This window comes from Runella sp., assembly GCF_965279615.1.
GTDB lineage: Bacteria > Bacteroidota > Bacteroidia > Cytophagales > Spirosomataceae > Runella.
Genome location: NZ_OZ257252.1, coordinates 746,835 through 769,494, shown reverse-complemented (window position 1 = coordinate 769,494; position 22,660 = coordinate 746,835). Strand labels below are relative to the sequence as shown.

14 protein-coding genes are annotated in these 22,660 nt (G+C 42.9%); 11 read left to right on the top strand and 3 right to left on the bottom strand.

Annotated elements, in window-relative coordinates; translation table 11 throughout:
* The first annotated feature begins 63 nt into the window (after positions 1-63).
* Positions 64-2,745 carry a TonB-dependent receptor domain-containing protein gene (locus ACQY73_RS03405; protein ID WP_428661461.1) on the top strand — a complete coding sequence of 894 codons (2,682 nt, stop codon included), beginning with the start codon at positions 64-66 and terminating at the stop codon, positions 2,743-2,745.
* A 226-nt stretch (positions 2,746-2,971) separates the two neighbouring features.
* Here ACQY73_RS03405 and ACQY73_RS03400 read toward each other — a convergent pair whose 3' ends face one another.
* The gene (locus ACQY73_RS03400) at positions 2,972-3,829 is read right to left on the bottom strand and encodes a dienelactone hydrolase family protein (protein ID WP_428661458.1); all 858 of its coding nucleotides are present in this window, start codon (positions 3,827-3,829) and stop codon (positions 2,972-2,974) included.
* A gap of 107 nt (positions 3,830-3,936) precedes the next feature.
* A complete protein-coding gene (gene topA, locus ACQY73_RS03395) occupies positions 3,937-6,399 on the bottom strand; it encodes a type I DNA topoisomerase (protein ID WP_428661455.1) in 2,463 nt (820 codons plus the stop codon).
* A 196-nt stretch (positions 6,400-6,595) separates the two neighbouring features.
* Between topA and ACQY73_RS03390 the strand changes: the two genes are divergently transcribed.
* From ACQY73_RS03390 to ACQY73_RS03365, 6 genes are all read left to right on the top strand, one after another.
* The gene (locus tag ACQY73_RS03390; RefSeq protein ID WP_428661452.1) at positions 6,596-7,834 is read left to right on the top strand and encodes a NupC/NupG family nucleoside CNT transporter; all 1,239 of its coding nucleotides are present in this window, start codon (positions 6,596-6,598) and stop codon (positions 7,832-7,834) included.
* 144 nt (positions 7,835-7,978) lie between these two features.
* Positions 7,979-8,767, top strand: a complete 789-nt coding sequence (locus ACQY73_RS03385; RefSeq protein WP_428661449.1) for a M48 family metalloprotease — start codon at positions 7,979-7,981, stop codon at positions 8,765-8,767.
* Between the two features lie 123 nt (positions 8,768-8,890).
* Entirely contained in the window at positions 8,891-11,083 is a 2,193-nt protein-coding gene (locus ACQY73_RS03380) for a DPP IV N-terminal domain-containing protein (RefSeq protein WP_428661448.1), read from the top strand.
* A 32-nt stretch (positions 11,084-11,115) separates the two neighbouring features.
* Positions 11,116-11,304 carry a hypothetical protein gene (locus ACQY73_RS03375; RefSeq protein ID WP_428661446.1) on the top strand — a complete coding sequence of 63 codons (189 nt, stop codon included), beginning with the start codon at positions 11,116-11,118 and terminating at the stop codon, positions 11,302-11,304.
* 94 nt (positions 11,305-11,398) lie between these two features.
* Positions 11,399-11,761: a Uma2 family endonuclease gene (locus ACQY73_RS03370; protein WP_428661443.1), complete on the top strand. Its 363-nt coding sequence runs from the start codon at positions 11,399-11,401 to the stop codon at positions 11,759-11,761.
* Positions 11,762-12,023: 262 nt separating this feature from the next.
* Positions 12,024-13,286: an asparagine synthetase B gene (locus ACQY73_RS03365; RefSeq protein ID WP_428661441.1), complete on the top strand. Its 1,263-nt coding sequence runs from the start codon at positions 12,024-12,026 to the stop codon at positions 13,284-13,286.
* Between the two features lie 197 nt (positions 13,287-13,483).
* On the opposite strand, the gene ACQY73_RS03360 is transcribed toward ACQY73_RS03365, so the two are convergent.
* Positions 13,484-14,302 carry a hypothetical protein gene (locus ACQY73_RS03360; RefSeq protein ID WP_428661438.1) on the bottom strand — a complete coding sequence of 273 codons (819 nt, stop codon included), beginning with the start codon at positions 14,300-14,302 and terminating at the stop codon, positions 13,484-13,486.
* A 401-nt stretch (positions 14,303-14,703) separates the two neighbouring features.
* On the opposite strand from ACQY73_RS03360, the gene ACQY73_RS03355 reads away from it, so the two are divergent.
* The 4 genes from ACQY73_RS03355 to ACQY73_RS03340 all read left to right on the top strand — a co-directional run bounded on the left by ACQY73_RS03355 (position 14,704) and on the right by ACQY73_RS03340 (position 22,321).
* The gene (locus ACQY73_RS03355; protein ID WP_428661435.1) at positions 14,704-16,308 is read left to right on the top strand and encodes a 3-coathanger stack domain-containing protein; all 1,605 of its coding nucleotides are present in this window, start codon (positions 14,704-14,706) and stop codon (positions 16,306-16,308) included.
* Positions 16,309-16,696: 388 nt separating this feature from the next.
* Positions 16,697-18,013 carry an adenosylhomocysteinase gene (gene ahcY, locus ACQY73_RS03350; RefSeq protein WP_428661432.1) on the top strand — a complete coding sequence of 439 codons (1,317 nt, stop codon included), beginning with the start codon at positions 16,697-16,699 and terminating at the stop codon, positions 18,011-18,013.
* Between the two features lie 1,078 nt (positions 18,014-19,091).
* Positions 19,092-19,871 carry a polysaccharide biosynthesis/export family protein gene (locus tag ACQY73_RS03345; RefSeq protein ID WP_428661429.1) on the top strand — a complete coding sequence of 260 codons (780 nt, stop codon included), beginning with the start codon at positions 19,092-19,094 and terminating at the stop codon, positions 19,869-19,871.
* A gap of 83 nt (positions 19,872-19,954) precedes the next feature.
* Positions 19,955-22,321 carry a GumC family protein gene (locus ACQY73_RS03340; RefSeq protein WP_428661427.1) on the top strand — a complete coding sequence of 789 codons (2,367 nt, stop codon included), beginning with the start codon at positions 19,955-19,957 and terminating at the stop codon, positions 22,319-22,321.
* Positions 22,322-22,660: the final 339 nt, after the last annotated feature.

The following is a 22,660-nucleotide window of genomic DNA, read 5'->3' as shown; positions in this document are numbered from 1 at the left end:
AGCAACATTTGTGTAGTTTTTATTGTCTGAATGGATAGACATATTATTATAATCAATTTCATAATGAAAAAATATTTTTACGTACTGACAGCCGTTTTAGGAATTTCTTACGCTTCTCAAGCCCAGTTTCCCGGAGGAGGAGGAGGTTTTGGTGGAGGTGGCGGACGTGGAGGAGACCGTGGCCCGGGTGGAATGGGTCAACAACAGCAACAGGCTTTGCCCGACCTGCCCAAAGGGAATGGCCGGGTGTCCGGTTTTATCATTGATTCTGCTTCAGGAAAACCCGTTGAATATGCTACCGTTGCCCTTTTTGAGATCAAGACCGGCAAGCCCGTTGACGGCTCGGTTACTGACCTGAAGGGAGGCTTTTTATTAAAAGGAGTACCCGACGGAGACTTTAAATTTGTAGCCAGTTTTATCGGATATAAAAACTTCGAAATTGCCAAACTGACCATTGGCAAAGGAAGCAAAGAGCAAAATTTAGGAAACGTTAACCTTCCTCCGGATGTACGTACGTTGGCGGAAGTGACCGTAACGGGCGAAAAAGCCATTATTGAAGACAAAGTAGACCGCTTGGTGTATAACGCCGAAAAAGACATTTCAAATGCCGGCGGGGATGCAGGAGACGTACTTCGTAAAGTGCCCTTGCTTTCGGTGGACCTGGACGGAAACGTGTCGATGCGCGGTAGTGAAAATATTCGGGTGCTGATCAACGGTAAACCTTCGACCATTGTTGCCAACAGCGTGGCGGATGCCTTGAAGATGATTCCGTCAGACCAGATCAAAACCGTTGAAGTAATTACTTCTCCTTCGGCAAAATACGATGCGGAAGGCTCGGCCGGGATCATTAACATCATCACGAAGAAAAATACGTTACAGGGTATCACCGGTTCGGTAGATATAGCCGGAGGAAACCGTTCAAGTAACCTATTCGGAAACGTAAACCTTAGAACCAAAAAATTAGGTATTTCCATCAATGCCGGCGGTCGTATGATGTATCCGCCTACGGGAGGCTATATTGACATTAGCCGCCAGTTGACCAACGGAGATGTTGTAAGAACCCGCCAGGAAAATGACGGAAATCAATTGGGTGGTTTTGGAAATGCTCAATTGAGTTTGGATTATTCTCCTACGGCAAAAGATAACATTACGCTGAGTGTACGTAACAGCCGCCGTGCTCAGAATCAATACAATACCCAACAATCGTACAGCTTTTTCGGGGCTACTTCCACGAAAACATTTGCCAATAAGATCGACTCCAAAAACATTGGTAATAACCTTGACATAAACCTTGATTATACGCGTAAGTTCGACAAGGAAAACAAGGAATTCAGCGTTCTGGCGCAGTTAAGCCAAAATAACGGTGATAACAGCTACACACGTGACCAATACCGTGGCTCTACAGATGGAGGAATTTCGTACCGTGAAAATAACCCAAACAAAAGCTTTACGAAGGAACATACATTACAGGTTGACTACCAAGACCCACTGAGCAAATATGTTCAGGTGGAAACAGGTGCCAAGATGATCCTGCGCCATATTGAAAGTGATTATCGCTTCAATTACGATAGTACCGGAAAGGGAGCTTACATTCCGAATCCGCTTCGGACCAATGTATTTAGCTATGATCAAAACGTTTTTGCCGGGTATTTATCGTTCCTGTTTCAAACGCAGAATAAATGGGGTTTCAAACCGGGTTTGCGTTATGAATACACCCAGTTAGGGGCTAAATACCAAGATGCTCCGGCGGTAAATCTGCCGAATTTCTCAACCTTGGTACCAAGCATAACGATCTCAAAAAGCCTGAAAGGAAATAAAACGATTCGTTTCAGCTACAACCGCCGTATTCAACGTCCTTCGATTCAGTTCCTGAACCCGAACGTTTCGCAGAGTGATCCGTTTAATGTATCATTTGGAAACCCGAACCTTAATCCGGAATACACCAACAACTTTGAGGTTAACCTAAGCACATTCATCAAAACAACAACGTTGAATTTCTCAGCTTATACCCGTTTGACAGATGGATCAATTGAAACGGTTCGTTACCGTGGCGGACAGGAATTGTTTAACCAATTGACCAGCCAACAGGGAGTGAACGTAGGAAGTGTGGTTGTAAACAGCAATACATTATTGACTACCTTCCAAAACATAGGAAGCAATCGCGCTTACGGATTGAACGTTTTTGCGATGGTAAAACCGGCCAAAGGCTTGACAATCAACGGTAACGTTGATGTACGTTACATCATGTTGAACAGCCCATCGTTGGGTGTTAAAAACGAAAACTGGACGTTTAACCTTTTCGGGCAAATTCAATACCAACTTGGAAAGGATTGGAGCGCACAGATGTTCGGTTTTGGCCGGGCGCGTGAGATACAGTTGCAGGGTACAAGAGGCGGTTTTATGGGATACAGTTTCAATATCCTGAAAGAATTTAAAAAGAAACAGGCCAGCTTAGGTTTTGGAGCTGAAAACTTCCTGCAAAATGCGTTTCGCCAACGTACCAATTTGAGCAGCAATACGCCCGGAAACGTATTTACCCAAGAGCAGGTCAATTACATGTATAACCGCGGTTTCCGACTTACTTTCCGCAAACGTTTTGGAAAAATGACCTTTGACGGTAACTTCTTCCAACGCAAGAAAAGTGTTAACAATGATGACACTAAACAGGGGGAAAGTTCAGGTGACAACGCAACCCAGGGCCAAGGCCAGGGAGGTGGCGGCGGTGGTCGTCGTCCGGGAAATTAATACCACTGAATAGCTTTTTGATCTATATTCTCACCATGAAAAAAAGTCCCTTCCAAGCAAATGGAAGGGACTTTTTATTGAAAATAGGTTAAGTGTCTGTTCAAAATTTCTTTATTTGCCGGCTGTTTGACCCCGGATGGGGTCACATATTTGTAGCAAGCAATTACTTTTACCTACAAACATGTGACCCCATCCGGGGTCAAACACTACAAGATATAAGAACTCCTTATTTCAGTTTTTTATTAAATAACCCAATGGTTCGTTCCCACGCCAATTTAGCGACAGCTTCGTTGTAGCGCGTTGGGGCTGTATCGTTATTGAAAGCGTGTTGTGCCCCTTCATATACGTAAAGCTCATAATTGACTCCTGCCTTTTTAAGGGCTTCTTCGTATGCCGGAATGCCTGCATTGATACGCTCATCCTGCGCACCATAGTGCAACATGAGGGATGCTTTAATATTAGGCACATCAGCAGCGTCAGCTTGCCGACCGTAATACGCTACTGCTGCATTGAGTGTAGGAACATTGACCGCCAGTTGATTGACCATGCCACCACCCCAACAAAAGCCTACACAGCCCGTTTTACCTGTACAATCGGGGCGAGATTTTAGGTAGTCAAAGGCTTTAATAAAATTGTTCAGGTTCTTTTTGGCGTCCAATTGCCCGAAGTATGTACGTACTTGGTCTGCATCGGTCGGAGTACCGCCAAAAGGCGAAAGTGCATCGGGGGCAAGAGCTATAAAGCCCGCTAATGCCACTCGCCGCGTTACGTCTTCGATGTGTGGATTGATTCCCCGATTTTCATGAATTACTACCACGGCAGGATATTTGCCCGGTGCAACAGGTTTTGCCAGATACCCTTTCATTTGGGTATCATCTCCCTGGTAAGTGATGTTTTCGATGGTCAGCCGTTCGTCTTTGGGTTTGACGGTTGCGGCGTTGGCGTAGTTGATTTCTAACAAAGGAAGCACCGCCATTGCTGCTGCGGTGCTTCCGGTAAGTTTGGTCAATTGCCCGAGAAAATCTTCCCTTTTGAGCGGTTTATGCGTGTATTCGTCAAAAAGATTAATAATGCGCTGGTCCATGTTTGTCAGGAGTGAGAAGTGATTAAGAATAAAGTTTGTAAACAGCTAAAGCTATTTAACGATCTAAACTACTCACTTCCGACTCCTCGCACCTGACTCCGGAAAAACTATCCTCCCGCCAATTTCAAACAATCTTCCAGCGTTAGCGTGGTCGGATCGGTGTCTTTCGGAATCTTTATATTTCTTTTTCCAACAGCTATGTATGGGCCATACGGACCGCGTAATACTTTCACGGTTGTATTTTCAGGAAACTCACGAATGACCTTATTGCTCTCCGCTTCCCGCTTTTTCTGAATGATTTCGAGGGCTTCTTCACGCGTTACGCGTTGCAGACTCATGCCTTTGGGAAGCGAATAGTATTTGTCGTCGTGTTTAAGGAACGGCCCGTATTTCCCCATGCCGGTCGTGATGGGTTTTTCTTCCAAGAAACCTAATCCTTCTCCCTCGCCGGCTAAGTCGCCGCGTTTGAGACGAATGGCTGCAATGCATTGTTCGGCTTCGATGGTATAAGGGTCGTCGCCACGGTCGAGCGAGTAAAATTTGTCGTCGTGTTTGACGTAGGGACCGTATTTACCAACACCTACCACCATTGGTTTGTCTTCAAAGAAACCTACTTCACGAGGCAACGAAAATAGTTCAAGTGCTTCTTCCAAGGTTATGGTCTCAACGAGCTGGCCTTTTTTCAGGTTGGCGTACTGAGGTTTGGCGTCTTCAGTAGCTTCACCGACCTGAACATAAGGTCCAAACTTACCGATCTTGGCAAAAATGGGTTTACCTGATTTAGGATCAAGGCCAAGCTCGCGGGCTTCGGCTTTTTTCAGCACTTTTGACCCTTCTACTTCTCCGATCTTTTGGTGAAAACCTTGGTAAAAGCCATCGATCATTTGTTGCCAAGGCAGTTTTCCTTCCGCAATTTCGTCAAACTCTTTCTCTACATTAGCTGTAAAGGAGAAATCAACGACATTTGGGAATAATTCAACGAGAAAGTCATTGACAACCATTCCTGTATTTGTCGGAAACAGTTTGGCCTTCTCCGCGCCATAGGTCTCTTTGCCTTTGAATTCTTTGATCTCGTTTTGCTTGAGGGTCAATTCTTTATAATCACGTTCCAACCCTTTTTTATCCTGCTTGACAACGTATTCACGCTTGATGATGGTCGAAAGCGTTGGTGCGTACGTTGAAGGTCGTCCAATACCCATTTCTTCCAATTGCTTCACCAAACTTGCCTCGGTAAAGCGTGGTTTGGGGCGTGAGAATTTTTCCGTTGCTTTCAGAATATCCAATAATAATATCTGCCCGATGTTCAACGGTGGCAACATCCCCTTTGTATCTTCTTCCTCGTCGTCTTTGGACTCCAGGTAAACTTTCAAAAATCCGTCAAACTTGATAACCTCGCCTTGGGCAACCAATTCTTCACTTGTGGTAGAGATATTGATCGTGGCAATGGTACGTTCCAACTGTGCATCAGCCATTTGAGAAGCAATGGAGCGCTTCCAGATCAACTCATACAGGCGTTGCTCATTGCGGTCGGTGCTGGCTTTGAGTTCACCAAAATTGGTCGGACGGATGGCTTCGTGGGCTTCCTGTGCCGATTCTGATTTGGTCTTATAAACGCGTTGGTGATGGTATTTATCACCGTATTCCGTCACAATTTGGTCTTTCGCTTTTTGCAATGCCTCTTCCGAAAGATTGGTGGAGTCGGTACGCATGTAAGATATCTTACCTGCTTCGTAGAGTTTTTGAGCAACGGTCATTGTCTGAGAGACCGAAAAACTCAATTTACGAGAGGCTTCCTGTTGTAAAGTAGAAGTGGTGAATGGCGGTGCAGGTGATTTTTTAGCAGGTTTAACTTCAAGGTTTTTGATCTTAAAGGTGGCTCCGATGCATTTCTCCAGAAAAGCACGCGCCTGCGCTTCGGTTTCAAAGTTTTTGGCAAGCTCGGCTTCCAGTACTTTTCCGCCTTCCAGATCAAAACGGGCAGTGACCTTAAAAGACGATTTGGAGTCGTGGGCTTCCACGTCGCGTTCCCGTTCAACGATCAGTCGTACAGCTACTGACTGCACACGCCCTGCTGACAGGGCACTATTATTGCCAATTTTTATTTTACGCCACAAAACAGGCGATAATTCATACCCTACCAGTCGGTCGAGTACACGGCGTGCCTGTTGTGCATTGACCAAATCCATGTCGATAGCGCGTGGATTTTGAATGGCCTTTTGCAGCGCCGTTTTGGTAATTTCCCGAAAAACGATCCGTTTTGTATCTTTCGATAAGCCCAGCGCTTCTTTCAAATGCCACGAAATCGCTTCTCCTTCGCGGTCATCGTCAGTCGCCAGCCAAACCTCATCAGAAGCTTTTGCTAATTTCTTTAACTCACTGATTACCTTGGTTTTCTCCGGAGAAACTTCGTATGCCGGTTGGTATCCATTTTTAACATCTACGCCTAAATCTTTGTCGGGAAGATCGCGTACGTGCCCAAAACTGGATTTAACCGTGAAATCTTTTCCGAGGTACCCTTCGATGGTTTTGGCCTTAGCCGGTGACTCAACTATAACTAAGTTTTTTGACATGGTGGGTGTGTTTAGTCCCAATATTACCGTCAAATATAGGGGGGAATCTAAGTGGAAACAAAATCGAAGCGAAGGGAAGTGACTTTATTTTTTGTAAAATGAGGGTATAATTACTGAAAAATAAAACCTCATTCCTATCTTTACTCGCTTGAATTAACCAAGTACTAACCTACACTAGAGTTATCTTAAACACTTCATGGAACGTTTTACAGGACTTATTGGGATCGTATTGATTTTAGGCATTGCCTATGCATTGTCCAACAACCGCAAGGCCATCAACTATCGAACGGTGGGTGTGGGGTTGGGATTGCAATTTGGATTAGCTGTTTTTATTCTTAAAACCACCATTGGACAAAGAATGTTTGATTGGTTGGGAAAAGGCGTTCAAAAAGTGTTGAGCTTTTCGGATCAAGGAGCCGAATTTGTCTTTAGTCCATTGGTAAAACCCTCGGTCCTGACCAAAGCCTTTGGAGAGGGCAATAACTTTATCTTCTTCTTCAGTATTGTTCCGACAATCATATTTGTAGCAGTCCTTGTTAATATATTGTACCACATCGGTCTGATGCAACGCATTGTAGCGGTGTTGGCTCGTTTGATGAAATGGCTGATGGGTGTCAGCGGAGCCGAAGCCTTGTCTAACGTAGCGTCGGCATTTGTGGGACAGGTAGAAGCCCAGATCATGATCAAGCCTTATTTGAAAGGCATGACCAATTCGGAACTGTTGGCGTCGATGACCGGAAGCTTTGCCTGTATTGCGGGAGGAGTAATGGCTACGTATATTAAATTAGGGGTGCCGGCCTCTTACCTGATCGCGGCAAGCTTGATGGCTGCGCCGGGTGCATTAGTAATTGCTAAAATTGTTTTTCCTGAAACCGAAACCTCAGAAACCAAAGGTGTGGTGAAATTGGAGATCAAAAAATCACACGCCAATTTGTTGGATGCCATAGCCGCCGGAGCAAGTGAAGGGCTCAAAGTAGGTTTTAACGTAGTTGCGATGTTGATCGGTTTTATTGCTCTGATCGGTTTATTGGATTTTCTGTTGGGAAAAGCGGGCGGTCTTTTTGCATTCCCTACTTTAAGTCTTAACTTTTTGCTCGGGAAAATTTTCTCAGTATTTGCCTGGGCCATGGGTGTTCCGTCCAAAGATGTAGAAGTTGCCGGTGCTTTGATGGGCACAAAAATGGTGATCAATGAATTTGTGGCGTATTTGGATCTGGTACATATTAAAGATACGCTGGATGCCAAGACAATTGCCATTACGAGTTTTGCGTTATGTGGTTTCGCCAACTTCAGTTCCATTGCCATTCAGGTAGGCGGTATCAGTGAATTGGCTCCCAGCCGACGTTCCGATTTGGCACGTTTGGGGTTCAAAGCACTTATTTGCGGTACATTGGCTTCGTATATGTCGGCTACGTTGGCAGGGTTACTTTTATAATTTTTATTTGTTTAAAGTAAGAAATGGAAAATAGGAGGCATGATTTTTTACCTATTTTCACTTGCTCATAGTGTGCAAAGTCTCCTTCCCGAAGGAGACGTCTTTTATCACTAAATTCCCCTTCGGGGCGGGGATTTTTTAACTATGGAACGTTCGCGCATTGGTGGGCGGTTGCTGATCGGATTGATCATGGCTGTTGTTGCGTTGTTTGGGTACTTTAATAAGTCGCAGGTGAATCCCATTACCGGCAAAACCCAACATGTAAGCCTTACGCCTGAAGAAGAAATAACCTTAGGCCTGCAAAGTGCACCTCAGATGGCTGCTGAATTTGGTGGATTGTATGAGGATCAAAAAGTACAGGCATTGGTCAAAAAAGTAGGGCAGGGGATCGTGCAGAACACCGAAGTAAAGAACGGCCCTTACCAATTTGATTTTCACGTGCTTGCCGACCCCGAAACGATCAATGCCTTTGCCGTACCGGGGGGGCAGGTCTTTATTACAATGGGGTTGCTCAAACGTCTCAAAAGTGAGGATCAACTGGCGGGTGTATTGGGACATGAAATCGGCCACGTGGTAGGACGGCATTCGGCGCAGCAGATCGCCAAACAGGAATTGGTCGGTGGCTTGGCAGGTGCAGCTTCGATTGCGCTGTCAGACCCTAATTCTCCCAACGGAAGTGCGTATATTGCCCAATATGTGGCTAATTTAGTGAATCTTAAATACGGTCGTGAGGATGAATTGGAGTCAGATGATTTTGGCGTAAAATTCATGGTGGAAACGGGCAGAAACCCCGAAGCGATGGTGGAAGTAATGGAGATACTCGCCGAAGCGGGCGGGCCTGATCGCCCTGCTGAATTTCAAAGTACGCACCCAAGCCCCGAAAATCGTATCGCAAAGATCAAAGCCGCAATGGCAAAATACCGAAACCCGTAGGGGCAGGCCTCGCGTCTGCCCGGTTGCGCCCAAGATATGCCGACAAAATGGGCAGACGCGAGGCCTGCCCCTACGGAAAATATACCTACTCTTTTTACCTCAACAAATTAATAACCTTTTGGAATGAAACGCATCCATTTCGTACTCCTTTTAGTTTTAACACAATTATCGCTTCATGCGCAGTCCAACCGAGGTATCGTGTGGACCGAAGACGGAAATGGTTATCGGCGCATTGAAAACAAAGAGATCGTTCAGTATGCGCTGCCTGATTTACAGAAAACCGTGTTGGTCACGAGTAAACAATTAACTCCTGCGGGACGAAATGAGCCGTTGAATGTTAGAAGCTATGCCTTTTCGGAAGATGGTCGCAAGGCATTGATCTACACCAATACTGCCCGCGTATGGCGTTACGACACGCGTGGTGACTATTGGGTGCTGGACTTGGATAAAAATACCTTGACCCAGATAGGAAAAGCCCGCCCCGTTTCCTCATTGATGTTTGCCAAGTTTTCGCCTGACGGAAAGAAAGCAGCTTATGTCAGTGAGCGCAATATTTTTTCTGAAGACCTGGCAACAGGCAAAGTGACTCAATTGACCAAAGACGGTACGACGCGCCTTATTAACGGTACTTTTGATTGGGTGTATGAAGAAGAATTTGATTGTCGTGATGGATTTCGTTGGAGCCCGGATAGTAAGAATATTGCCTTTTGGCAAATTGATGCGACCAAAATCCGCAATTTTTTGATGATCAATAACACCGATTCAACCTATGCCTTCAACGTACCCGTAGAATATCCCAAGGTAGGAGAGCGCCCTTCACCTTATAAGATCGGTGTAGTAAGCGCCGCCGGTGGAGCTACTAAATGGATGAGTACTCCCGGTGACCCGGGCAATACATATATTCCTCGAATGGAATGGGCGAATGCCAATGAATTGGTGATGGAGCAATTGAATCGGAAACAGAACCAAGCCAAATGCCTGTATGCAGACATAAAAACAGGGAAAATTACCGAATTCTATACTGACAACGACGACGCTTGGGTAGAAACCAAAAGCAGTTATTCATGGGCCGACAGCCCTGCCGGTTGGGATTGGCTCAATGGCGGCAAAGAGTTTTTGTGGGTGGGTGAAAAAGACGGATGGCGCCATCTGTACCGCGTTTCCCGAGATGGAAAAACCGAAAAATGCATTACTGCCGGGGATTATGACGTGATCGGCATTGTACAGATCGACGAAAAAAATAATTACGTTTACTTTATGGCTTCGCCCGATAACGCCACACAAACGTACCTTTTTCGGGCAAAGTTAGATGGAAGCAGCAAAGCAGAGCGGATGTCACCGGCAGGTCAGGTCGGCTCGCATCGGTACGACATTTCACCGAATGGTGCATGGGCATCGCATTCATTCTCGAATGCCAATACGGCTCCCATGAATGAATGGCTACGCCTTCCCGAACACAAAGCGTTGAAAGAAACGGAGGATATTTCAAAGAAATTAGCCGCCCAAACGTCACCAAAAAAGAAAGTAGAATTCTTTAAAGTAAAAACCGAGGATGGCATCGAACTCGACGGTTGGATGGTCAAGCCCGAAAACTTTGATCCAACCAAAAAATACCCAATTGTTTTTTCGGTCTACGGAGAACCGGCCAGTTCGACTGTCATGGATCGTTGGGGTACGGGCCGTAATGGTCTTTACATCGGCGATATGGCCAAAGACGGTTATATTTATGCTTCTGTAGACAATCGCGGGACACCATCACCACGCGGCAGAGCATGGCGGAAAGCAATTTACCGGAAGATAGGTCTTGTAAATATCCGTGACTTAGCCATGGGTGCAAAAGCCCTCTTTGCTCAAAATTCATTCATTGATACGAGTCGTGTAGCGGTTCATGGTTGGAGTGGGGGAGGCTCTTCCACTTTAAATCTTTTGTTTCAATATCCTGATCTGTTCAAAACGGGTATCGCCGTAGCAGCCGTGGCAGATCAGCTGAGTTATGACAATATTTATCAGGAACGTTACATGGGTATTCCACAGGAAAATCGAGAAGATTTTATCAGCGGTTCACCCATCAACCATGCCAAAAACTTACGCTCAACTCAAAATCTACTGTACATTCACGGAACGGGTGATGACAATGTGCATTACCAAAATGCCGAAAAATTGGTGAATGAATTGATAAAATACAACAAGCAATTCCAATTCATGGCGTATCCCAACCGTTCGCACGGCATTTATGAAGGAGAAGGTACTTCTCGTCATTTGAATACATTGTTCACTAAGTTTTTAAAAGAACATTGCCCGCCGGGCGCGAAGTAGAGTGCGATAGGCAATTATTCGTTCATTGGGGTTTGAGAACCCCAAACGTCAGGTTTGAGAACCTGACGGCACGCTTTGTGCTTTCGGTTTCTCAAAACCGAAAGAGTCGGGACGATGAATTTGTGTTTTTGGTTTCTCAAAACCGAAAGAGTCGGGACGATGAATTTGTGTTTTCGGTTTCTCAAAACCGAAAACGCCGAAACGATGAAGTGATTTCTTAAAACCACAAAAAAAACAGGCTAGACCTTCCCGAGTGCGGTTAAACAACGCGTTCGGGATTTTTTGTATTTTTACCAAACCAAAACCTGCATCATTATGGGGCAGCCTGAATACCATCCGCGTTTAAGCATTGAAGAATACCTTACGCTGGAAAAAGAAACAGAAACAAAATACGAATACCACGATGGCGAAGTATATGCCATGACTGGTGGGACACCTACGCACAGCCTGATCGCTAATAACGCAGGGCGTAGTTTAGGAAATGCATTTTTAGGAGAACGTTGTTTTACATACAACAGCGATTTGCGGGTAGCTACCTCCCGTAATAAATATGTCTATCCGGATGTTTCAGTTGTTTGTGGAAAAGTTTCTTTTTTTGACGAACTTAAAAATGCGGCAAACAACCCTGTTTTAATGGTAGAAGTATTATCGGAAGAAACGCAAGCGTATGATTCCTAACTCTCCCCGGTAAGGAGGGAGTTTATTAAACCCATGACTTTAGCCCCGACAAAGCGTACTCCAAAAACTGCCCGGTGTAAATAATATAATCCTTCCGCTTCTTGAAAAAATAAATTTTCCTGCTATTTTTGTTTAGCTATATCAACACTGCTTGCTACCCGTTCGTGAAAGAGTAATTTTCTGTAGATGAAGGGCTTATTGTTTGAAAGGAACGGTGATTCTGCGTGTTGACAACAGAACCTGCAAACCCCCAACGGACTTCATGAAAACTTGGTATCTGTTCTCCCTTCTCTTGGCACTGACTGCGAAAAGCTTTGCCAATTCGCTCCTTATTCCAATGGACGAAACCCAGTCCAACCACCTCAAAGCCTACGGCGTAGCCTATTGGGTATTGAAAGAAGATTTGGAAGTAGACTGGCTCCTTAATTACCGTGGCGGTAGTTTTATGATCAAGTATACCGCTGCCGTAGAAAAGGAATGCCGGCTGAGAGGCGTCTCGTATGATGTTATCTCCGATGCGGCCGTCAATACGTTGATGAGTCAGATCACCAGCCCTGACGTCAACATGGATGCCGTGAAACTGCACAAAGCCGCCAAGATCGTGGTATACAGCCCCATCAAGGTAAGCCATGCCACTTTTGAGGATACCGATGCGGTGTTATTGGTGCTCAAATACGCCGAAATTCCGTTTGAGATCGTGTACGATGAAGAAATTATGAAGGGCGATTTGGCCAAATATGATTGGCTCCACCTGCACCATGAAGACTTTACCGGACAGTTTGGTCGCAATCGCCGCCGCATGAGCCTCGAAGACATTCAGGCGCAGGAAAACATCGCTAAAAAGTTTGGTTATAAAAAGGTATCACAGCTGAAGCTCGACGTGGCACGCACCATCAAAGGTTTTTGTGCGGGCGGCGGCTACCTGTTTGCTATGTGTTCGGGGGCTGAATCGTTGGATGTAGCTTTGGCGGCCGAAGGTGTTGACATCGTCCCTTCCATTTTCGACGGTGACGGCATCGACCCCAATGCCCAATCTAAGCTTGATTTCAGCAAAACGTTGGCATTTGAAGATTTTAAATTGGAACTCAATGACGACGAATACCGGGGCGGAATGTCTTTTTCCACCATCAATTCTTCCTCCGGCCAGGGATGGGGCGGAGATGAATCTAACAGCTTTTTCTCATTGTTTGATTTTTCTGCCAAATGGGACGTGATTCCCGCGATGCTCGTCCAAAACCACGAATCAATGATTCGGGAGTTTTTTGGGCAGACAACGGCTTTCAATAAAAAAACGGTCAAATCCAGTGTGTTGGTCATGGGGCAAAGTAAGTCCTCGGACCGCTACATTTACGGAGAATTAGGGCGTGGACAATGGACATTCTACGGTGGACACGACCCCGAAGGACAACGCGGATTTCACCGTATGCCTACTGACCTTAACCTTCACCCGCACTCGCCGGGCTATCGTCTGATTCTGAACAATGTGCTGTTCCCTTCGGCTAAGAAGAAAAAACGAAAAACGTAGGAGTGAGTATTGGGCATTTAACATTGATCATTCAACATTTTGCCGTTGGTGGAGTTTTTCCCTGGTGTGAAGATGATTCACGCAGAGACGCTAAGAGGCGGTTCGCCGTTGCGGCAAAGTTTTCTGAATTCGTATATTCGTTTTCTTCATGTGGGCATGATTCACGCAGAGGCAACAAGTTGCAACATTTTTTTTGTTTACGGAAACGGCTTTTCTCGAAGTAATTCTTCTGATTCCCGTAATTGTTTTAGTAGAATATCATCAACATCCTCATTTAAACCGGTAAAGTACTGCTCAAATTTTTGCTTATTGTTTAAATAGTAAGCAATGGGATTAAATGTCGCTTCTTCGTGCCGAACAAACTCTCGACACAGGTTCCCTTTTACGCTTTTTTCGGTCAATGCCTTTATTTGAGCTAAATGAGGATAATAGGATTGGCCTTTCCCTTTGTAAAGGAGAAATCGTTCATTGTCTGTCAGAGAAGGCTCAAGCGCTGAAAACCCTCGATGGTCTTTGCGGAGCGAATGCCCCTTGTGTTTGGCAGATATATACGTATTGGTTAGCACAATGGCAATAAATTCTTCAATAGTGTGGTAAAAGAATCCGTCTACTGTAAGCATACCTCGTTGATAGTTGCCGCTCACTATTGAAAGCGCATGAATTAGCTCATGTAAAAGAACTTCATCGGCGCCTGAGCCAGGTCCGTGCTGAACACTGTTGACAAAAGAAGGTGCAATGGCAATTTTGATTCCTCCATTCCATCCCGGAGCGCTTCTTCGGTCTTCTGCGCAAGTTCCCTCTTGAGTGCTGACAGGAACAATATAAATCGGCTTGCCGATTTCTCTTATGTATTGAATAATGCCAAAGCCCGTCCAATTGTATTTCATAATTTCGAGGAGTGCATTCAATACCCCTTTCTCAAACCGTTCCCAATCGCCGGATGCATTGAAAACGTGCTCTTCTCCAATGGCTACAAATATATTCTTGGCATATTTAAAAGGCGTGATCGTAGACATGGCATACCTATTAATTGAGTGGTGGAATAATGTAAAATATTTTTCAAAGGTGCAGTATAATTTTGTAGGATTTATAGCTTATTATTAAGCGGTTTCAGCCTATAATCAGTGGAAAATAATTGACTGCCGTTGGTTGAGTTTTCCCCGCCAACTTTTTTACATTAGGTCAATTCACGCAGAGTCGCTGAGAGGCAAGATTTTGAAAATATTGCCTGTATGATGATTATAATCTTTTCGTTCAAATTTGTTTAATTTATACTATATATATACTGTAGGATTACAGAATTAAAGGGGAGGAATTGAATAAATATCACAAATATGATTTTGGAGGATATTTTTATTGCAAACACGGAAAAAAAGTAGGAATTTCATAGCATTTTTGTAATACTTACCAAATCGTTATGAAATTCACTGCTTTATGCTTCGGCTATTTCTGTATTTTCTTTCATCAAATAGCCTTATGTAGACCTCTTGATTCCTTACAGTCAATTAGAAGTGAGACTTTCCGCATTTTGCCCGAGAACTGGAACCCTAAGCTGGCAGGTGACGACGTTATGAGTAAATTGGTTAAGGTCACCGACCCGGCAGTAAAAGGAGCACATGATGCCGAAATGGTGATCGTAGACGATTTCGCTTATATTGTTGCCGAAGTCAATGAGCAACAAGCGGGAGAAAACGCAAGTTGGCCATTCGTATATTCAGCCATGTCAATTGTCAACTTAAAAACATTACAAGTTGAAAAGATAATTCCGATTGCAAAATCCGGTCAGATATTCCTAAATGGAATTCTTCCACTTGGTTCCTGTTTCGTCCCCCGCATTCTGCGAAAAGATAACAATAATCTTCGATGTTTTTTTGCCAGTGAAAACCCGGGTATACGTCAATCACAAACATGGTACATGGATTTTGACCTCAATAAACAACAGTTTACGAATTTAATTTTCCGTGCAAAAATTAAAACTGCTTCAGGGGTGGAAGATATGATACCTGTAAATTTCTATAGAGATGCAGTTAAGCAGGGTTTTAGGAAGAACCCTGTGGACCATGGTTTTTACATAATAGATTCTTTTAAAGAAATGGACGGGGTAATTTATGTCGCAATAAATAACTATGTTGGGCGGCAAAATGCTCTTTCAAAATTAAATGACGAGAAGGACACATTTGAAATCATCGGACATTTTAACGATCCTCAGGAAATGCAACTGTGTGAATCGGCAGTTAATCGCTTGCCGGATGGTACTTGGATGGCAATTATAAGACAGGATGCAGGTAATTATGTTTTTTCCAAAAGTAATGACGGGAAAGTATGGGGATATGCGGGATACAGTGAGTTGATACCTAACGGTTCTCCATCCAAGCCAACTTTTAATAAATTTAATAATATGTATTACTTAGGTTGGCAGGAAGCACCGGGCCGTTTTATATTTAATATAGATGTTTCAATTGATGGAGTTAATTGGGAACGTAAGTATCGGTTCGAGGCAAGAGGAAGAGGTTCTTTTCAATATCCTTCATTTCACGAATATAAAGGTAGCATCTGGCTGTGTGTTACCCAAGGGGGTACAGAAAGAATCATGTTTGGAAAACTGGAAGACTGCAATTCTAATTTTGCGATCTCCACTTCGGCTTCTTCACAGGTTTGTCCGGGGACGAGTGTTACTTTGTCGACTTCCAATTGCAATGGTTCTGTAAGTTGGAATGTAGGAGCAATAGGCAGTAGTATATCCGTTTCACCAAGTACTACGACTACATATACGGCTACCTGTACTGAAAACAATTGTATCACTGATAAAATCATCACAGTGCCGGTTAGTTCCAATTCATTGATATTAACCGGAACCGCAATCGCGGGAGCTTATAAATCAACCCAAACTCTTATATCTACTCAAGTTATTCCTTTGGGAACTGTTGTTTCATATCAGACAGGTGAAAGTATTACTTTACAACCCAGTTTTCAGATACAAGCCGGCAGTTTGTTTCAGACTGAAATAAAAAGATGTAATTGATTTAAACGATACCTAAAATTTAATTCTCTTGAGATTTTGATGATTAACTATATGGTTATATCGACAATAAGTAGAGAATTTTGCTATTAATAGGGCTCTATTCGCTGGATTTTCTTCATAAAAAGATAATTCACACCTCTTTTCCGGAATGTGGCTTGTTAGATAAAATATCTTCTATCTGTTTATATAATCAGTTGTCTGTCTAAAATAAGTAGGATTTCAGGGGTATTTATGCCAAAAAATATCTTTTTTTAGAATCAGTCTCTACTTTATTGGCTTTAAAAGTAGCATTCTCATCCATTTATCGGTTAATTTTGTGGACTTTTTGCCATTGGTGTGTTATCACAAAATGGCATACGCTAACAACATCGTAAATCCAACATAAAAAATGTCAACAGCAACCGGAACGTACGTACCGTACAAAGTAAAAGACATCACCCTGGCCGACTGGGGCCGCAAAGAAATTCGTTTGGCCGAAGCAGAAATGCCGGGCCTGATGGCTCTTCGTGTAGAATATGGCGAATCAAAGCCGCTGAAAGGTGCCCGCATCGCTGGATGTTTGCACATGACCATCCAAACGGCCGTGTTGATCGAAACCCTTACGGCTTTGGGTGCAGAAGTGACTTGGTCATCGTGTAATATCTTCTCTACGCAGGACCACGCCGCTGCGGCCATCGCCGCTGCCGGTATTTCTGTTTACGCATGGAAAGGCATGACTGCCGAAGAGTTTGACTGGTGTATTGAGCAAACATTGTTCTTCGGTGAAGATCGTCAGCCCCTCACGATGATTTTGGACGATGGCGGTGATTTGACCAACATGGTGTTTGACCTTTATCCTGAATTGATCGCCGGTATCGGTGGGTTGTCAGAAGAAACGACAACGGGTGTTCATCGTTTGTACGAGCGTATGAAAAACGGTACCTTGTATCTTCCGGCCATCAACGTGAACGATTCCGTAACCAAATCGAAATTTGACAATAAGTACGGTTGTAAAGAGTCATTGGTAGATGCGATACGTCGTGCGACTGACTTGATGTTGGCAGGTAAAGTGGCTGTTGTTGCCGGTTACGGTGACGTAGGTAAAGGCTCGGCCGAATCATTGCGTGGCGCAGGTTGCCGCGTATTGGTGACCGAGATCGACCCTATCTGCGCGCTGCAAGCTGCAATGGATGGCTTTGAAGTCGTAACAATGGACGAGGCTGCTACGCGCGCCAACATCTTCGTTACTGCCACCGGTAATATCAATATCATCAAAGACCGTCACTTCAAAACCATGCGCGACAAAGCTGTGGTGTGTAACATCGGCCACTTTGACAACGAGATCGACATGGCTTGGTTGAATACTAACTATGGTCAGACCAAGATTCAGATCAAACCACAGGTGGACCTGTACGAAATAGAAGGGAAAGAGATCATCGTATTGGCCGAAGGACGTTTGGTAAACTTAGGTTGCGCCATGGGTCACCCTTCGTTTGTAATGTCAAACTCCTTCTGTAACCAAACTTTGGCACAGATCGAATTGTACACCAACCCCGGTAAGTACGACAAACAGGTATACATCTTACCAAAACACCTCGACGAAAAAGTGGCAAAACTACACTTGGGTCATATCGGTGCCAAACTTGAGATCTTAGACGAAGAGCAGGCTTCTTACATCGGTGTGACCGTAGAAGGACCGTTTAAGTCTGATTTGTATCGTTATTAGACGGTTAAAAGTAGAACACTTTCATTTACAATACTTCGTTGCGATTCATAAAAACAGGGCCGATTCCTTAGAATCGACCCTGTTTAGTATATTAGTGTAAATACTTCTAATCACATCCTTTTAAATTTGTCTTAAAAGATGCTCCGGCATTCACTGAAAAACCCCGGATCCACTGAATGAACTCCTCTGATAGGTTACTATGATTTGCATGACTGAGAAAGCTCAGACTAAAATAAGTATTACTAAAGCGGGAGCACGTTAAACTACTACTAATTAAGCAGTAAAAAAGATTAAAAACTTGGAGAATGAGTTACGGGTTCTAATGAGTTGGGTTTCTTAAGTTGGTCATAATGGATGATACAAGCGCAAAAGTTTAAAAGAAAAAATACGGCAACTGTACCAACTTACAATTTGTTTCATCTTGCTTTAAGACAAAGTATCAATAATAAAAGAAGACCTGGAATAGCAAAATGTTTTTATTTTTGAAAATTATTGACAACTGAAAAAATAATACAAAAATGCCCTCAAAAAGAGCTCTAATGTGTCTGGAAGCTCTTTTTAAGGGCATTTTTGTATTTTGGCTACGGTACTCTTTGTATACTGTTTTGTAAATTTTTTAAAGATTTTTGGAATAGTTGCTTAACATAAGCGTATATTTGTCCATATTTGTTTTTTACTATTAAGTACTTCTATTCTTGTTATGGTAAAATTAAACGTTATGAATAATATTGTCAGCCCATCGACCCTTGTCTTTTATAATAAAAATACCTTCCCTACTTTCCGCGTTAAAATAATTAATTTGTTTTTTTGGATTATTTTGAAACGTTCTTTTGTGAAAAGAAAAGAAATGTAATAAAAATTAGTCTTTTGGGGCTAATAATGTTATTTTTTATCTAGACTACCCATGGCAAAGCAATTAGAATGCTATCCTTCAGCGGGTAGGGGTTGTTTTAAGTGTTTTGGCTTGCAATGTCCTAATAAGCCATCAAATTGTTAGTGAAAATTATTGAAATAATACAAACTATACATGCATCAATTCTTAAAAAAACTAGGTATTTGGAGTATAACTCTCTGTTTGTTGGGGACAACTTTTTTTTCATCCTGCGTAACCGTTGATACCCGAAAGATCACTTATTTTCAAAGCGCGGATACGCTCCCATATCAGGTGCTGCCACCCATTACCCCGCATGTTACGCGCATTATGCAGGACGACATTCTGGCTGTGCCGGTGAGCAGTTTGAGTGAGGAATCCAATGTAGTTTTTAACTTCCCCAATATAAATGCCCTCAACACAAGTGTTTATCCGGGAGTGGTGGGAGGCGCACAAATGGGGCGCCAACCCTTAGGATATTTGGTTGACCCTTCAGGTCAAATTGAAATGCCTTTGATAGGGAAAGTGAAAGTGGGAGGTTTAACTTTGGAACAGGCAGGAGATACTATCAAAGCAAAATTGCTGAATTTCCTTAAGGAACCTACCGTCAATGTGCGTTACCTAAACCATAAATTTACGGTTATCGGCGAAGTGAACCGCCCGGCTGTTTTTAACCTTTTGGATGATCATACCTCTTTGCCCGAAGCCCTTGGCATGGCAGGAGATTTAACTATCTACGGGATGCGTAAAAATGTCATGTTGATTCGGACAGAAAAAGACAAACGGGAAGTAGTGCGTATCGACTTGACCTCACGTGATTTTTTCAATTCCCCCTATTACTACTTACGTAATAATGACGTGATATATATTGATGTAAGCAAAGGAAAAGTGACCTTTACCGATCAACGTGTGCAACAATTACAACTCATTCCCATTTTCACAGGCATTGCAACAACTGTTGTTGTAATTCTGAATTTATTAAAATAAGTGAAAAGAGTTATGATCTCCCACACAGGGCCGTTTATCAAAAGTGGGATTAAAAAGATATAAAAGCCAAAAAAGATATACAAATGACGAATAATGATTCGCTATTCAGAGAAGAGCAGGAAGAAGATTTCAACTTGAAACTATTCATTGGAAGGTATTTACGCTATTGGTACTGGTTTATTATATCACTGGCAGTTACTCTGATAGGTGCTTTTTTTTATCTGCGGTATGCCACCCCCGTCTACAGCAGCAGCGCCGTTCTACTTATTAAAGATGAAAAAAAAGGCGGCGTAGGCGGTATTGATGCGCTCAAAGACCTGGAACTTTTCTCAGGAAATAAGTTGGTGGAAAATGAAGTGGAAGTGCTGAAATCGCGTGCATTGTTGGAACGCGTAGTGAATGACTTAAACCTGACTGTTTATTATTTTCAGAAAGGCAGTATCAGACCCGTAGAAGAAATATTTGGAACGTCGCCGATTTGGGTTCAGGCGGGAGAATTGAACGAAGCTGCCTATGAAGAGCCAATTTGGATCAGGGTCATTAATAAGAATAGTTATGAACTTCAGAGTGAGGATGGGAAACCTAAAGGACAATTTACGTTTAGTCAAAATGTAAAGATGGATGCGGGTACTTTTCGGGTTTTTATGGTGGACTCTCTCTACAGAAAGGACAACGATCTTATTCAGGTACGTTTTGCCCATAAAGAATCGTTGATTCAGAAATATCAGGAACTGTTACAGGTTGATTTGCTTAACCAAAAGAGCACGGTATTAAAATTGACAATAGAAGATCCCTTGCCTAACAAAGGAAGAGCTATTTTGGCTAAATTGTTGGATGCCTATACCTATTCGGCACTAACCGACAAAAACCGTGAAGCTACCAATACAATGCAGTTCATTGATGACCGTTTGCGCTTAATTACGGGTGAATTGGGAGATGTTGAAAAAGATGTAGAAACGTATAAAAGCAGCCAGGGTATCACTGATTTGAGTGCTGAGGCGAATCTTTTTCTGGAAAAAGTCAAAGACAATGACGGAAAATTGAATGAAGTGGATATCCAACTCAAAATCTTAGACGGAGTTGAAGCTTATCTTCGCAGCAGCCAATTGGGGATTGCACCTGCTACACTCATGGTGACTGACCCGGTGCTGACCGGCTTACTGGGCAAGTTAAATGAATTGGATAACCAACGTGAAAAATATGCTCGTACAACCCAAGCTAATAACCCTTTATTGGAGACCGTCAATACACAAATTTCGAATACTAAAGCTGCTATTCGGGAAAATGTCGCCAATCAAAAACAGGGATTGATCATTACTCGTAACAGCCTGCAAAATCTCAATAATCGTTTTGAGGCATCTATTCGCACCATCCCGCGAAAAGAACGTGAATTCGTGAACATTAAACGCCAGCAAGGGATCAAAGAAAGCCTTTACTTATTATTATTGGAAAAACGCGAAGAAACAGCCATTTCCTATGCTTCAACCGTTACCGATAGTCGCATAGTAGATGAGCCATATAGTACACCTCAGCCTGTGAAGCCGAAAGGGAACATCGTTTATTTAATTGCCTTACTCGCAGGATTAGGATTACCTTTTGCATTTATCAACGTGCGCAGTCTGCTCAATGACAAAATTGAGTCGCGTCTTGAAATTGAAGAGCGGGTAAAAGGAATTCCGATTTTAGGTGAGGTGGGTCAGAAACCTAAAAATGTTGAAGGGCCGCTTTTGGATACCAATAGTCGAAATTTTATTGTGGAGCAATTCCGAATTTTGCGAACTAATTTGACCTATTTACTTAAAACGGAAAAACCTACGAAAAAAATACTCATAACTTCCACCGTCACGGGAGAAGGTAAAAGTTTTGTATCTCTTAATCTGGCCTCCAGCTTGGCTAAAGCAGGACACAAGGTGGTGTTGGTCAACACCGATATTCGTAAGCCTAAATTGCATGAATATCTGGGGATACCCAACGAGGTGGGGGTCGTTAATTACCTTATTGGTAAAAAGAAGTTAGACGAAGTCATTTTGCCTACCAAAGTAGAAAATTTGAGTTTTATTTCCAGTGGACCTGTTCCTCCAAATCCGGCAGAGTTGTTGGGAAGTCCTCAAATGGCTGATCTGGTATTGGAGTTGGAAAGTCGTTTTGAATACATTTTTATCGACTGTTCTCCTAACGGTTTGGTGACAGATGCTTTATTGATTGCTCCTTTAGTAGATGCGACTTTATATATGGTTAGACATGAGGTTACTCCAAAATCAGCCTTAGGGCCTTTGTCTATGCTTTACAAGGAGCAAAAAATGCCTTCAATGGCCATTATTTATAATGGTATAAAGGGAACAGGTAGTTATGGATACGGGTATGGATACGGATATGGGTATGGGTACGGGTACGGGTACTACGGCGATACGCCTAAACCGCTGTGGAAAAGAGTTCTGAACAAAGCATAACGTTGTAGTCAATACTTTGACTCTATAAATAGTAATGCTTTTAAAGTCTGAAAAAATGCCCGGCACAATCGTTGCTGTTAATTAACTAAATATTAAAAAAATACAATTTAATCTTATCTAGTTTTACTTTATACTCTGCAAGATTAAAAATTTGTAATTTTTTTAGAATTTATCTTGACCTTATTACTTTTTTATGTATTTTAGTACAAAAAATAGAGTGAATGAACTTGAAAAAGTACTAATTGGATTCTTAACAACAGTAATATTGTATTATTTTAAGCAGGTGATAATTGCTCAAAAATAACACGAAAAATAATCGAAAATTGCGATAATTTGTAT

What these genes read in the sequence shown, in the direction of transcription:
- ACQY73_RS03405 (WP_428661461.1), top strand. Translation starts at nt 64, where the DNA reads ATGAAAAAATATTTTTACGTACTGACAGCCGTTTTAGGAATTTCTTAC.
- ACQY73_RS03400 (WP_428661458.1), bottom strand. Translation starts at nt 3,829, where the DNA reads ATGGACCAGCGCATTATTAATCTTTTTGACGAATACACGCATAAACCG.
- topA (WP_428661455.1), bottom strand. Translation starts at nt 6,399, where the DNA reads ATGTCAAAAAACTTAGTTATAGTTGAGTCACCGGCTAAGGCCAAAACC.
- ACQY73_RS03390 (WP_428661452.1), top strand. Translation starts at nt 6,596, where the DNA reads ATGGAACGTTTTACAGGACTTATTGGGATCGTATTGATTTTAGGCATT.
- ACQY73_RS03385 (WP_428661449.1), top strand. Translation starts at nt 7,979, where the DNA reads ATGGAACGTTCGCGCATTGGTGGGCGGTTGCTGATCGGATTGATCATG.
- ACQY73_RS03380 (WP_428661448.1), top strand. Translation starts at nt 8,891, where the DNA reads ATGAAACGCATCCATTTCGTACTCCTTTTAGTTTTAACACAATTATCG.
- ACQY73_RS03370 (WP_428661443.1), top strand. Translation starts at nt 11,399, where the DNA reads ATGGGGCAGCCTGAATACCATCCGCGTTTAAGCATTGAAGAATACCTT.
- ACQY73_RS03365 (WP_428661441.1), top strand. Translation starts at nt 12,024, where the DNA reads ATGAAAACTTGGTATCTGTTCTCCCTTCTCTTGGCACTGACTGCGAAA.
- ACQY73_RS03360 (WP_428661438.1), bottom strand. Translation starts at nt 14,302, where the DNA reads ATGTCTACGATCACGCCTTTTAAATATGCCAAGAATATATTTGTAGCC.
- ACQY73_RS03355 (WP_428661435.1), top strand. Translation starts at nt 14,704, where the DNA reads ATGAAATTCACTGCTTTATGCTTCGGCTATTTCTGTATTTTCTTTCAT.
- ahcY (WP_428661432.1), top strand. Translation starts at nt 16,697, where the DNA reads ATGTCAACAGCAACCGGAACGTACGTACCGTACAAAGTAAAAGACATC.
- ACQY73_RS03340 (WP_428661427.1), top strand. Translation starts at nt 19,955, where the DNA reads ATGACGAATAATGATTCGCTATTCAGAGAAGAGCAGGAAGAAGATTTC.